Consider the following 13,444-nt stretch of genomic DNA (forward strand, 5'->3'; position numbering starts at 1 on the left):
AATGGCACCGTGCCTGACACGATCACCGCCACCTGCTCCGCGCTGTCCGCGACCGACGAACCCCTCGCGGGCACCGCTGCGCACGTCACGGGCTGGGTGTGCCTGGAGTTCCCCGGTGCGTGGGGCCGGGACGTACTCGACGGCACCGCGCTCGGACCGGACCTGGCCCGTGAGCTCGACGCCCGCGCCGACGCCGCAGGCGTACGGGTCATGTTCATCCGCCGACCGGGCCGCAGCACCGCGGATCCGGATCGGCGAACGGTGCTGCTGGCGCAGTCGCATCCCGCGCGGTCGTGGTGCGAGCGGCTCGAGATCGCCTTCCCGGAAGACCTGCTCGACCTGGACCTCGGGCTGATCGCGGGAACCGCGCCCGGTCTGGGCACACCGGTGACGGACCCGGTCGTCCTGGTGTGCGCGCACGGGAAGCGGGACCAGTGCTGCGCCGTCCTCGGACGGCCGGTCGCGGCCGGCCTTGCCGCGGAGTTCGGCGACGCGGTGTGGGAGTGCTCGCACACGGGTGGGCATCGTTTCGCGCCGTCGCTGATCCTGCTGCCGACGGGCTACACCTATGGCCGGCTGTCGACGCAGGAGAGTGTCGACGCGGTCCGCGCCGCCGCCCGGGGCGAGGTATACCCGACCGGGCTGCGCGGCCGCAGTTGCTGGGACGCGCCGGGGCAGGTGGCGGAACTCGCCGTCCGCGATCTCGTGGACGCGACCGCGGACGAGCTCGCGGTGGACGCGAACTCGGTTGTCGCGCATCGCGACGGGCGCCGCTGGGTCGTCGAGCTGGAGGAGCGGGAACTGCCGCCCCGGCCGGCGAGTTGCGGGGCGGCACCGAAGCCGGTGCGACCCGTCGTCGCCACCGGAGTCCGCGCCCTCGCCCCCTGAGGCGGTCACCAATGGGTGCCGGGCACCAGCCTTCCGACCTTCCGGGCGGCGCGGCCGAGCACCGACGACGTGTGGTGCCGGGGTTCCGGCGTGTGCTGATTCGCCGGTGCTGCGTCGTCCGTGCTCTGCCCCTTCGCCGCCGGGGAATCGGGGAACATGCGATACATCTGGTGCATCACGCGATCCTTGACGGCGGGTGCGAAGAGGTGGCCGAGTTCCCCGAGTGTGCCGGTCGGGACGTCGATGCGTTTGGGACGTTCGATGAGCGCCCGGACGACCATCGCGGCCGCCTTCTCCGGGGAGGTGATCGGTCCGACGTTGTACCGGCCGGTGGGCGCGATCATCGGCGTCTCGACCAGCGGCATGTGGATGGTGGTGAACGTGATTCCGTCCGAGAGGGTTTCGGACGCCGCGACGTCGGTGAAGCCGTCGAGGGCCGACTTGCTGGCAATGTAGGCGGCGAACCGCGGCGTCGCGCCCTGGACCCCGGCGCTGCTGATGTTGACGATGTGCCCGAACCGCCGCTCACGCATCTGCGGGAGGAAGGCGAGGACGAGCCGGACCGCGCCGAAGTAGTTGACGGCCATGGTCCGCTCGAAATCGTGGAGCCGGTCCGTGGAGTGGTAGAGGCCTCGCCGGATCGACCGGCCGGCGTTGTTGACGAGCATGTCGACGTGATGGTGTTCGGCGAGAACAGCTTTGACGGTGTGCTCGACCGACTCGTCGTCGGTGATGTCGCAGGGGTAGCCGTAGGCGTCGCCACCCGTCGCGCGGATCTCGGCCACCACGGCGTCGAGTTCCTCGGTGCGCCGGGCGAGGAGGATGACCTTTGCGCCCTTGCGGGCCGTCGCGATCGCGGAACTCCGGCCGATCCCGGACGACGCCCCGGTGATCACCACATGCCTGCCCACGAGCGGTCCGGCGGGATGGGGCCGGCGCGCCCGATCCGGGTCGAGGTTCTCGCGCCAATACGACCACAGCCGGTCGGCGTACGACGCGAACCGCGGGACGTCGATGCCTGTGCCGCGCAGCGCCTCCCGGGTGTCGTCGTTCACGAACACCGTGGGCAGGGTCATGTTCTCGACGAGCACCGGCGGGATGCCGAGGGCGCCGAGCACCACCTTGCGGCCCGTGCCGAGGGCCGAGTCGGGGGTGGGAGTGAGGAAGGGGCGGACGAGTCCGCCGGGTAGTCCGGCCGCGGGATGCGGTGCGCCGGCGGCCTTGGCGAGCGCGGCATAGATCTCGCGGACCGGCTGTGGACGCGGATTGACGAGATGGAACGTCTGGCCGTCCCTTCCCGGCGCCGACATCAGCTCCACGATGGCCGCGGCCACGTAGTCGACGGGTACGACGTTGGTCGATCCGATCCGGGGGACGGCCACGGGCAGGGCCGCGGGGAGTTTCGCGAGCCCCGCGATCGCGGGGAAGAGGTAGTACGGGCCGTCGATCTTGTCCATCTCGCCGGTGACCGAACTGCCGACCACCGCTGAGGGGCGGTAGATGCGCCACCGCAGGCCCTCGGCTTCCCGGACCAGCTTCTCCGCCTCGAACTTGGTGCGGTGGTACGGGGTGGGGAATCCCTGACCGAGATCGAAATCGGTTTCCCTGAACGGACCCTCGTGATCCCCCGCGACGGCGATGGACGAGACGTGGTGCAGAGTCGCATCCAGTTCCCGGGCCAGCGCGATCACCGAGCGGGTGCCGTCGACGTTCGTGGTGGCCTGTTCGTCGCCCGCCGTGAGGTCGTAGATCGCGCCGAGGTGCAGGACGTGGTCGGCCACCTGCGCCGAGGTGAGTCCGAGGCCGGGCTCGGTCAGGTCGCCGATCAGTGGATGCACCCGTTCGCCGCCCGGCATGCCGTCGACGAGCGCCTCCCATCGTGCGACGGACGCGCGCCGGACGAGGACGTGGATCTCGGCTGATTCGTCGCGGTCGAGGATCAGGGGCAGCACGTGCCGGCCCAGGAATCCGGTTCCGCCGGTGACGAGGTAGGTGGCCATGACCCGAACTTACTCCAAAGTAAGATAATGCACTAGTGGCCCAGACCCACCTTGGCGTGCACCTTCTTCATCCAGGCCGGGGCCCACCAGTTGGCCTCGCCCATCAGCTTCACGAGGGACGGAACGAGGAGCATGCGGACCACCGTCGCGTCGACGAGGAGCGCGACGATCATGCCCACACCGAGGAACCTCATGATCGACAGACCGGAGATGGTGAACGCTCCGGTCACCACCACGAGCAGCAGCGCCGCGGCCGTCACGATGCGGCCGGTGCGCTCGGTGCCGAAGCGCACCGCCTCCTCCGTGGTCGCGCCCGCCGCGTGCGCCTCGACCATGCGTGACATCAGGAACACCTCGTAGTCGGTCGACAGGCCGAAGACCACGGCGAGGATGAGGACCACGAACGTCGCCTCGAGCGGTGCCGGACTGACCCCGAGCAGACTCGCGCCGTTGCCCAGCTCGAAGATCCACGTGAGCACACCGAACGTGGCGGCGAGGCTCAGGCCCGCCATCGCGACCGCCTTGATCGGCAGCACCACCGAGCCGAACGCCAGGAACAGCAACACGAGCGTCGAGCCCACCATGATCGCGATCATGACCGGCATCCAGTGCACGATCGCCGCGTTCCCGTCGTCGACGGTCGCCTGACCGCCGCCGACGAGGAGTTCGGTTCCCTCGGGCGGCGCGATGGCACGGAGACCGTCCACCGCGGCGCTCTGGTCGTCGGTGGTGACACCCTCGGAGTAGACGGCCTGGACCGCAACCAGTCCGTTGCCGGACGCCACGACGGTGGCCGCCCCGATGCCCTCCACCTGGCCGGCGGCCTGGGCGACCGCGACGCCGTCGGCGGCCGTCGGGGCCGCGCCGTCGGTGCCCCTGACGATGAGGGTTGCGCCGTTTCCGGTGGTGGGAAATTCGGTGGTGAGAGTGTCGGTGGCGATGCGGGCGGGGTCGTTCTCCGGCAGCGCCGTGTACGTGACCTCGCCGAGGGACGCGCTGAGCAGGGGCGAGGCGAGGACCATCAACCCCGCGACGATGCCGACCGCGATGGCGACCGGCCGCCGCATCACCCACGTGACGACGGAGCCCCAGAACTTACGGGCGCGAACCTCACCACGCTGCGCCGCATCCTTGCGCCACGTCAGTGCATTGATGCGGTGTCCCAGGATCGCGAGCAGCGCCGGGACCGCGGTGAGCGACAGCAGCGCCGCGCTCGCGACCGCGGCCATCGCGCCGAACCCGAGCGACTTGATCACGTCCTGCGGAAACACGAGCATGCCCGAGAACGCGCACACGAGAAGCAGACCGGAGAACAACACGGTGCGGCCCGCGGTCAGCACAGTGCGCCGGGTCGCCTCGGCGACGTCGGCGCCGGACTCGAGTTCCTCGCGGAAACGTCCGACGATGAACAGGCCGTAGTCGATCGCGAGCCCCAGGCCGAGTAGGGACGCCACGTTGATCGCGAACGAACTGACATCGGTGAACAGGGTCAGCAGGCGCAGAGTGGCCAGGGCGCTGAAGATCGAGAGCAGCCCGACGAACACCGGAACGGCCGCGGCCACCAGTCCGCCGAAGATGAAGACCAGCAACACGAGCGTGATCGGAAGCGCGATCGCCTCGGCCAGCACCAGGTCCTGTTGCAGCCGGTTGTTGAACGCGACACCCACCACCGAATTGCCCGCGAACTCGGTGTCGATGCCCTCCACCTCGAGCTTGGGTAGCAGGTCGTTGAACGTGGCGGCCGTGATCCCGGCGTCGGGGTCGACGGTGATCGCGGCCGACGCCTTGGTGCCGTCCTGCGACACCATCAGCTGCTTCCTCGTCGCGTCCGCGGTCCAGTACGACGTCACCGAATACGTCGGCACCTCGGCGGCGAACCGGTCGAGACTCGCGGTGACCTCGGGGCCGATGTCGTCCAGGGTCTTCCCGTCGGGTGCGGTGTAGATGGCGATGATGTCCGGCGTCTGCGGACCCAGGTTGTCCTGGACGATCCGGGCCACCTCGGCGGATTCGCTACCGGGATCGGTGAACCCGCCCGAGCTGAGTTTCGCGAAGACACCGGTGCCCCACACGCCGCTCACCAGAACGGCGACGACGGCGAGGCTCAGGACCCACCATTTGCGTGAAACAACGGTAGAGGCCCAACGAGTCATGCGTCATCTCCGGCTTGTCTGGGGCGGGCAACTGCGACTGCCGACTGTAGTGCGGATCGGGGTGACACCGGCGGGGGTGTGACGCGGCTCCCGGCAAATCGTGCATACTCGGCATCGCACTTGCAGCCACACACACGGGGGAAGCCGGGCCGAATCCGGCGCTGACCCGCAACGGGGCGAGCACCCAGGAACCACGGCTGTCCGCGGGACTGACTGTGCGCGAATTCGTTTCCTCGGGCGCGACGGTCTGGCGATCGTCGTGACCATGCACGACCTCCGGCTGGCCGTCGAGTACTGCGACACGCTGGCCGTGATGCACGATGGACGGATGATCAGCATCGGTCCGCCTGCCGACGTGCTCGACGACGCCGTGCTCGGCGGGGTGTTCGGCATCCGCGCCGCCGTGCGGTCGACGCCGCGGCTGTCGATGGAGATCCTGGGGTTGGCCGATGGATGAGCAACTGCGGCGTGCGTACGAACTGACCGCCCGCCGCGTCCCGATGATCGCCGACCAGATCGGGCACCGCGGCGTCGCCGCGTTCCCGGCCGTGCGCCTGACCGATCCCGGCTGGCTCGCGGACCGGGTCGCGGACACGGCGAGGCGGTGGGGCAGCGACGACCCCCGGGTCAACGGCACCCTGTGGTGGTACTCGGCCAGCTCGACACTGACCGGGATTCCGATCGCGACCGCGCTCGTCACGGGTGCCGCCGCCCGGCCGAGGCTCGGCGACGCCGTGGCATTCCTGCGGGACGACGGGTATCTCGGCGGCCTGACCGCGTCGTCGGCGCTGCCGGTCACCGAGGGGCTGTCCGAGTTGGCGTCCGAGATGGCCGCGGCGCTGACGCCGATCATCGACGCTCTCGCCGCGGCGTCCGGGGTGCGGCAGGCCGCGATGTGGGCGATCACGACGGATTCGATCGCCAACCGGGCGCTCGACGCGGGAACGGCGTGCGGTGATCGCGCACGCGGCAGCATCTTCGCCCGGGGGCTGGTGGACGCACTCCGCCGCGTCGGTGTGGTGATGCCGGACCCGCGGTTCGTCGACGTCCGGGCCGGGACACTGTCGCGCCGGTTCACGCAGCGGGCGTCGTGCTGCCTGATCTACGAGACCCCGGGGTCGGGCAAGTGTGTGAGCTGCCCGAGGAGGCCGGCCGAGGACCGTTTGAGAGGTCTGGCCGCGCTCGTGACGTAAGTCCGGGTGACCCGCGTTGACCGGTCCGCGCGTGTGATGGCAGACTGAAAGCGTTCGAACTCCCGTTCGAATGATGCATCTTCCCCGGCGGCATCTTCCATGGTTTCGGCACGGCACGTGCGCGACATGAAGAGGTGTGCCAGATGGGTTGGGGAAACGGTCCGCCGACGTGGTCCGAGATGGAGCGCGTCCTGTCGGGCAGGCCGGGGCGGGTCAGCCCGGAGTCGCTGTATCCGGGCGACGGCGGCGACAGCCCCGCGTGGTCGCGCAAACGGGGGGAGTACCGCGCGGGCCCGCAGGAGCGCACCGGCTCCACCGTTCCGTACGCCGAACTCCACGCGCACTCGGCGTTCAGTTTCCTCGACGGCGCCTCCCCACCGGAAGAGTTGGTGGAGGAGGCCGTCCGGCTCGGTCTCGAGGCCATCGCACTGACCGACCACGACGGGTTCTACGGTGTGGTCCGGTTCGCGGAGGCGGCGAAGGAACTGAACATGCGCACCGTGTTCGGGTCCGAACTGACGTTGGACGACGCGCACCTGCTGGTGCTGGCGCGAGGTCAGGAGGGGTACCGGCGGCTCTCCCGGGAGATCGCGGCGGCGCATCTCGCGGGCGGGGAGAAGGGCACACTGCGCTACGACCTCGACCGTCTCACCGACGCGGCCGGGGGGCACTGGCAGATCCTGACCGGGTGCCGGAAAGGGCATGTGCGGCAGGCGCTGGCCGACGGTGGCCCGGATGCTGCGGCCGCCCGGCTGCGGGAGCTGATCGACCGGTTCGGCGCCGACCGGGTCACGGTGGAACTCACCCATCACGGCATCGCGGAGGACGGTGAGCGCAACGCCGACCTCGCCGAACTCGCACAGCAGCACGGACTTCGGGTGATCGCGTCCACGGCGGCGCACTTCGCGGGACCGCCGCGCCGGAGACTGGCCATGGCGATGGCCGCCGTCCGGGCCCGGCAGAGCCTCGACGACGCGGCCGGGCACCTGGCGCCTGCCGGGGGAGCGCACCTGCGGTCCGGTGAGGAGATGGCGCACCTCTTCGCCGCGTACCCGGAAGCCGTCCGCGGTGCCGCGGACCTCGGGCTGGAGTGTGCGTTCGACCTGCGGCTCATCGCGCCGCAACTGCCACCGTTCGACGTTCCGGGTGGGCACACCGAGGCGAGCTGGCTGCGTCAGCTCACGATGGACGGGGCCCGCCGCCGCTACGGTGCGCCGGCGGACCGCCCGGAGGCCTACCGGCAGATCGAGCACGAACTGGACATCATCACCGGGCTGAACTTCCCGGGCTACTTCCTGGTGGTCCACGACATCGTGTCGTTCTGCAAGAACAACGACATCCTCTGCCAGGGAAGGGGTTCGGCGGCCAACTCCGCCGTCTGCTACGCCATCGGCATCACCAACGTGGATCCCGTCCGCAACAAGCTGTTGTTCGAACGTTTCCTCTCGCCCGAACGCGACGGCCCCCCGGACATCGACGTCGACATCGAATCCGATCGGCGGGAGGAGGCCATCCAGCACGTGTACGCCAAGTACGGACGCCAGTACGCGGCGCAGGTGGCGAATGTCATCACGTACCGCGGAAAGTCCTCGGTGCGGGACATGGCCCGGGCGCTGGGTTTCTCGCAGGGGCAGCAGGACGCGTGGAGCAAACAGGTCAGCCGCTGGGGTGGCATCGGGAAGGAGGTCGGCACCGACATTCCGCCGGCCGTCCTCGAACTGGCCGCTCAGATCGAGGGGTTTCCGCGGCACCTCGGCATCCACTCGGGCGGCATGGTGATCTGCGACCGGCCGATCGCCGACGTGTGCCCGGTGGAGTGGGCGCGCATGGAGAACCGCAGTGTTCTGCAGTGGGACAAGGACGATTGCGCGGCGGTGGGTCTGGTGAAGTTCGACATGCTGGGCCTCGGCATGCTCTCCGCGCTGCACTACATGATGGACCTCGTGGCCGAGCACAAGGGGATCGAGGTGGATCTGGCGCAGCTGGACCTCTCCGAGGAGGCCGTCTACGAGATGTTGCAGCGGGCGGACTCGGTGGGGGTGTTCCAGGTGGAGTCACGGGCCCAGATGGCCACCCTGCCGAGGCTGAAACCACGGAACTTCTACGACCTGGTGGTGGAGGTGGCGCTCATCCGCCCCGGTCCGATCCAGGGCGGATCGGTGCACCCGTACATCCGCCGCCGCAACAAGCTCGAACCGGTGACCTACGACCACCCGTCCCTGGAGAAGGCGCTGAAGCGGACGCTGGGTGTGCCGCTGTTCCAGGAGCAGTTGATGCAGATGGCGGTTGACGTGGCGGGTTTCAGTCCGGCCGAGGCCGACCAGCTCCGCCGGGCTATGGGGTCCAAGCGGTCGCCCGAGAAGATGGAACGGCTGAGGGGGCGGCTCTACCAGGGCATGCGGGAGATGCACGGGATCGGGGACGACGTGGCCGACCGGATCTACGAGAAGCTGTACGCGTTCGCGAATTTCGGTTTCCCCGAAAGTCATTCGCAGAGCTTCGCCGCCCTGGTGTTCTATTCGTCGTGGTTCAAGCTGCATCACCCGGCGGCGTTCTGCGCCGGTCTGCTGCGGGCGCAGCCGATGGGGTTCTACTCGCCGCAGTCGCTGGTGGCCGACGCCCGCAGGCACGGGGTGCAGGTGCACGGCGCGGACATCAATGCAAGTCTTGCGCACGCCACCGTCGAGGCAGGCGGGACGGAGGTACGTCTCGGGCTCGGGGAGGTGCGGCACATCGGCACCTCGCTGGCCGAGCGAATCGTCGAATCGCGCGGCGACGGAGGGCCGTACACGTCGTTCCTCGACCTCACCGGCCGGGTGGAACTGAGCACGGCGCAAGCCGAATCACTGGCTACCGCAGGTGCTCTCGACAGTTTCGGGTTGTCCCGCCGGGAGGCGTTGTGGGCGGCAGGCGCCGCGGCGGGGGAGCGCCGCGACCGGCTGCCGGGGATCGGGGCGTCCACCCGCGCGCCGACCCTGCCGGGAATGAGCGATCTGGAACTGGCCGCGGCCGACGTGTGGGCCACCGGGGTGTCACCGGACACGTACCCCACCCAGTTCCTGCGCCCGCAACTCGACGCGCTCGGGGTGATCCCGGCGGCGCACCTGCTCGATGTCCCCGACGGCGATCGGGTTCTGGTGGGTGGGGCGGTGACCCACCGGCAGCGCCCGGCGACGGCCGCGGGGGTCACGTTCATCAACCTGGAGGACGAGACCGGGATGGTCAACGTGGTGTGTTCGGTGGGGTTGTGGGTGAAATACCGCAAGCTCGCCAACACGGCGCCCGCACTGCTGGTCCGCGGCAAGGTGCAGAACGCGGAGGGGGCGGTGACGGTGGTGGCGGATCGGCTGCAGCTGATGGATTTGCGGGTGTCCGCCAAATCCAGGGACTTCAGATGAGCCCGCACCGCTAGCATTCGGACATGAGGAGATACGTCTTGTCGGCGATCGTCGTGGCTTCGCTGGCGCTCGCGGGGTGTGGTGGGACCGGCAGCGACTCCTCCCAGCAGACTCCCGCCCCGTCGCCCGGGAACTCGAGCCAGATGGAAATCGGTGGGGCAGTGCAGGCGCCCGCGAAAGACCAGGCCCCCACCGACCGCCAGGAGATCGTGACCGGTCAGGTCGCGCTCACCGCGGACGACCCGGTGGCCGTCGGCAGGCAGATCGTGGACAGGGTCGACGATCTGGGCGGACGCGTCGACCAGCTCACCGAACAGCCGGGCTCCGACGACCAGGACGCGAGCAGTTCCCTGACCATCCGGGTACCCGCCGACTCGCTCACCCGGACGTTGGACGATCTGCGGGAACTGGGCAAGGTCACCAGCGTCAGCGTCACGAAGAGCGACGTGACGATGCAGTCGCAGGATCTCGACGCCCGGATCGGCGCATTGACGGCGTCCGTCACCCGGCTACAGGGGCTCATCACGTCGGCAGCGAACACCGCGGACCTGATCGAGGCCGAGAGGGCGTTGTCGGAGCGTCAGGGCGAACTGGACAGCCTCACCGCCCAGAAGCGGACGCTGAGCGACCAGGTGGCACTGGCCACACTCATGATCGACGTCACCTCCACGGATGCCGAGCAGCCCAGTCCCGGTCCGGACAACTTCTGGGAAGGCGTCGTCGCGGGCTGGAACGCCCTGCTGTCCGCGATCAAGGGCGGCGCCGTGGTCGTGGGCGCGCTGATTCCGTGGTTCGGTTTCGTGGCCGTCATCGCACTGGTCGTGTACGGCGCGTACCGTCTGCGCCGGACGTACAACAGGCCGCCCGGCCCACCGTCGGGCCCGGCGCCGGAACGAGAAGAGGCGAAGACGCAATGATCGAAGTCGACCTGAATGCCCTGGACAGTGCATTGGCGTCGGGTGCCCCCGTCATCGACGTGCGCGAGGCCGACGAGTACGCCCAGGCGCGGGTGCCGGGTGTGACGCTGATTCCGCTCAGTGAGTTCGTCGCGCGCGTGGACGAGATCCCGGAGGCGGAGGTCGTCTACGTGATCTGCGGGGTGGGCGGCCGGAGCCTGCAGGCGGCGGAGTACCTGAACGCGCGGGGGATCAACGCCGTGTCGGTCGCGGGCGGGACGTCCGCGTGGATGCAGTCTGGACGCCCCGTCGAGTCGGGCGCCTGACACCCGAATCACGGTTCGCGGTCAGCGCGCCGCGCTGAGGGCGTGGGCCGCGGGATCGTCCCGGACCACGCGCCGACCCAGTTGCCCGGCGGCGTGCCGCAGTGTGCGGACCGCAACGGTGCCCCAGATCAGGACCAGCGCGCACCACAGCGTCAGGCCTGCGCCGACGATCACGACCGAGTCCAGCGCGACGCCAAGCGAGTTCGCGCCGAGCGCGCAGGTGCCGACGGGGAACGTGAAACTCCACCAGCTGGGGGTGAACGTCAACCCGCGGCGAAAGGCCCTGGCGGTCACCGTGACCAGCGTCACGAGGGTGAGGACGCCGAGTGCGCCGACAGTGGTCCCGTAGACCACGCCCACCGCGTGGAGCCAGGTGTGGCCGGATGCCCCGCCGAGCAGATTGATCGCCGCCACCGACTGTCCGATCACGCCGAGCGGAATCCAGAGCGTGGGCACGAGCGGGGTGTGGGGCAGCCCGTTGCTCAGCAGGTGGCGTCCGACGACGACGGCGACGGTCAGCGCGGCGCTCAGCGCCAGCGCGAACAGTGTGTAGCAGACCGCCAGCATCGCGATTTGCGGCGCGCCTTCCGGGAGGTGCTTGACCAGTGCGGCACCGGTGGCGGCCGACACCATGGGCGGCACGACGGGCATGAGCCAGGACGGCACCGGGGTCACCTGGTGGGGCCGGGTCAGCCGGCGCGCCATCACCACGTAGGTGGCGAGCCCGAAGACGGTCCCGATCGTCCACAGGGTGGCCGACGCGGCGACGGCGACACCGCCGAGAAGTTCGCGACCCGCGGATCCGGTGCCGGCGCCGACCGTCAGCACCGCCATCGACACGGCGCCGTAGAACGGGAACATCGTGTGGCTGCGCGCGTCCGCGAGTGCGTCGTCGCGGCGACGGATCCAGTGACGCACCAGTGCGGTCGTCAGCACCACGAGCAGCGTCGCGGCGATCAGCCAGAAGATCTCGGCGGCGGTCCGGGCCACCGGACCGCCGGCCGGAAATGCCGCGGCGACGACTGCGACGATGCCGGTGCCCATCACTGCTGCGAACCAATTCGGGGTCATACCTAGAGCTTGCCGACGCATCGTCGTGGCCGGTAGAAGGCTTGTCTTTGAATACCCACAAATCGCGTTTGTGGGACTAGCCTTGGGTTGTGCCGCTGTCTCCCCGAGTACCCGAACTCAGTGCCCTCGACGTCCTGCTGTCCGTCGAGCGGCTCGGAAGCATGGGGGCGGCGGGGCGCGAACACGGGCTCAGCCAGCAGGCCGTCAGCGCCCGGGTGCGTTCGGCCGAGCGCCAGTTCGGCATCAAGGTGTTCAGCCGTGGTGCCAGCGGGGTGCGGCCCACGTCGGAGGGCGCGCTCATCCTCGAATGGGCGAGCCACATCCTCGCCACGGCCGAGGAACTGGCGTCGGGAGTCGCGGCGCTGCGCGGCGAACGGCAGGCCGGGCTGACGGTGGCGGCCAGCATGACGATCGCCGAGTACCTGGTTCCCGGGTGGACCGTCGCGATGCGGCGCAAGTACCCGAACGTGGTCACCAACGTGCGGCTCCTCAACTCGTCCGAGGTGACCGCCCGGGTGCTGTCCGGTGAGGCGGATCTCGGGTTCGTCGAGGGTCCGGACATTCCGGCGGGACTGCAGGTGCGGGAGATCGGCCGCGACCACCTGGTGGTCGTGGTGCCGCCGGAACACGAATGGGTCCGACGGTCACCGATTCCCGTGTCCGAACTCGCCGCGACGCCGATGATCCAGCGCGAGTCCGGTTCCGGAACACGCACCACCTTGGAGAACGCGGTGCCGCAATGCGTCCCGCCGTTGCTGGAGCTGACGTCGTGCACGGCGGTGAAAGCGGCCGTCGTGGCGGGTAACGCTCCGGCGGTGCTGTCCTCGCTGGCGGTGGCCGCCGACCTGACGGACGGCCGGCTCGCCTCCGTCCAGGTGGAGGGGTTGACGCTTCCGCGGCGGCTCTCCGCCGTCTGGGACCCGGTGCGCGGCGTTCAGGGTGCCGCGCGCGACTTCCTCGACATCGCCCTCGGTGCCGGTGCGGCTGCGGGTGTCGGGGCCGCAGCCGTCGCAGCTACAGCGCAGCCCCGCTGAATCCGTGCTGCCGCCACGCCTCGTAGGTGACGAGGGCGGCGGCGTTCGACAGGTTCAGCGACCGCCGGCCGGGCAGCATGGGGATGCGGAGCCGCTCGGTCACGTGGGGATCGGCCAGCACCTCCTCCGACAGTCCGGTGGGTTCGGGACCGAACAGCAGAACGTCGCCGGGCTGGTAGGAGATGTCGGCGTACGACACGGTGGCATGCGCGGTGAAGGCATACACCCGTGCAGGCTCCACCGCCGCCCAGGCCGCCTCCAGGTTCTCGTGCACGGTCACCGACGCCAGGTCGTGGTAGTCGAGCCCGGCCCGTTTGAGTTTCGGCTCGGACAGGTCGAATCCGAGTGGACCCACGAGGTGCAGTTCGCACCCGGTGCCTGCCACCATGCGGATGGCGTTGCCGGTGTTGGGTGGGATTCGGGGTTCGTGGAACATCACTCGGAACACCCGCACAGCTTAGGGGCACACCGCGAGGCGGCATGAT

11 protein-coding genes are annotated in these 13,444 nt (G+C 69.7%); 7 read left to right on the forward strand and 4 right to left on the reverse strand.

What is annotated here, in order from left to right; all coding sequences use genetic code 11:
- The first annotated feature begins 9 nt into the window (after positions 1 to 9).
- On the forward strand, positions 10 to 888 hold the full coding sequence (locus ACFVJ3_RS10685) for a sucrase ferredoxin (protein ID WP_378452014.1): 879 nt from the start codon (positions 10 to 12) through the stop codon (positions 886 to 888).
- Positions 889 to 893: 5 nt separating this feature from the next.
- On the opposite strand, the gene ACFVJ3_RS10690 is transcribed toward ACFVJ3_RS10685, so the two are convergent.
- Positions 894 to 2,888, reverse strand: a complete 1,995-nt coding sequence (locus tag ACFVJ3_RS10690) for an SDR family oxidoreductase (protein ID WP_378452015.1) — start codon at positions 2,886 to 2,888, stop codon at positions 894 to 896.
- Positions 2,889 to 2,920: 32 nt separating this feature from the next.
- Positions 2,921 to 5,041 (reverse strand): MMPL family transporter, encoded by a 2,121-nt coding sequence (locus ACFVJ3_RS10695; RefSeq protein ID WP_378452016.1) that lies wholly within the window; start codon positions 5,039 to 5,041, stop codon positions 2,921 to 2,923.
- Between the two features lie 265 nt (positions 5,042 to 5,306).
- Between ACFVJ3_RS10695 and ACFVJ3_RS10700 the strand changes: the two genes are divergently transcribed.
- The 5 genes from ACFVJ3_RS10700 (at position 5,307) to ACFVJ3_RS10720 (ending at position 10,854) form a co-directional block, all read left to right on the forward strand.
- On the forward strand, positions 5,307 to 5,498 hold the full coding sequence (locus ACFVJ3_RS10700) for a hypothetical protein (RefSeq protein ID WP_378452017.1): 192 nt from the start codon (positions 5,307 to 5,309) through the stop codon (positions 5,496 to 5,498).
- Entirely contained in the window at positions 5,491 to 6,234 is a 744-nt protein-coding gene (locus ACFVJ3_RS10705) for a (2Fe-2S)-binding protein (RefSeq protein ID WP_378452018.1), read from the forward strand. Before ACFVJ3_RS10700 ends, ACFVJ3_RS10705 begins: the two co-directional genes overlap by 8 nt.
- Positions 6,235 to 6,377: 143 nt before the next feature.
- On the forward strand, positions 6,378 to 9,632 hold the full coding sequence (locus ACFVJ3_RS10710) for an error-prone DNA polymerase (RefSeq protein WP_378452019.1): 3,255 nt from the start codon (positions 6,378 to 6,380) through the stop codon (positions 9,630 to 9,632).
- Positions 9,633 to 9,655: 23 nt separating this feature from the next.
- Positions 9,656 to 10,549, forward strand: a complete 894-nt coding sequence (locus ACFVJ3_RS10715) for a DUF4349 domain-containing protein (protein ID WP_378452020.1) — start codon at positions 9,656 to 9,658, stop codon at positions 10,547 to 10,549.
- Positions 10,546 to 10,854 (forward strand): rhodanese-like domain-containing protein, encoded by a 309-nt coding sequence (locus ACFVJ3_RS10720; RefSeq protein WP_378452021.1) that lies wholly within the window; start codon positions 10,546 to 10,548, stop codon positions 10,852 to 10,854. Before ACFVJ3_RS10715 ends, ACFVJ3_RS10720 begins: the two co-directional genes overlap by 4 nt.
- Positions 10,855 to 10,875: 21 nt before the next feature.
- On the opposite strand, the gene ACFVJ3_RS10725 is transcribed toward ACFVJ3_RS10720, so the two are convergent.
- Positions 10,876 to 11,925: a TDT family transporter gene (locus ACFVJ3_RS10725; RefSeq protein ID WP_378452022.1), complete on the reverse strand. Its 1,050-nt coding sequence runs from the start codon at positions 11,923 to 11,925 to the stop codon at positions 10,876 to 10,878.
- Positions 11,926 to 12,014: 89 nt separating this feature from the next.
- On the opposite strand from ACFVJ3_RS10725, the gene ACFVJ3_RS10730 reads away from it, so the two are divergent.
- Positions 12,015 to 12,959 (forward strand): LysR family transcriptional regulator, encoded by a 945-nt coding sequence (locus ACFVJ3_RS10730; RefSeq protein WP_378452023.1) that lies wholly within the window; start codon positions 12,015 to 12,017, stop codon positions 12,957 to 12,959.
- Here the strand turns inward: ACFVJ3_RS10730 and ACFVJ3_RS10735 are convergent.
- A complete protein-coding gene (locus ACFVJ3_RS10735; protein ID WP_378452024.1) occupies positions 12,940 to 13,407 on the reverse strand; it encodes a tRNA (cytidine(34)-2'-O)-methyltransferase in 468 nt (155 codons plus the stop codon). The two genes, ACFVJ3_RS10730 and ACFVJ3_RS10735, sit on opposite strands and share 20 nt — an antisense overlap.
- Between the last annotated feature and the right edge of the window lie 37 nt (positions 13,408 to 13,444).

Origin of the sequence: Rhodococcus sp. NPDC127593 (assembly GCF_042671975.1) — a bacterium.
Lineage (GTDB): Bacteria > Actinomycetota > Actinomycetes > Mycobacteriales > Mycobacteriaceae > Rhodococcus_F.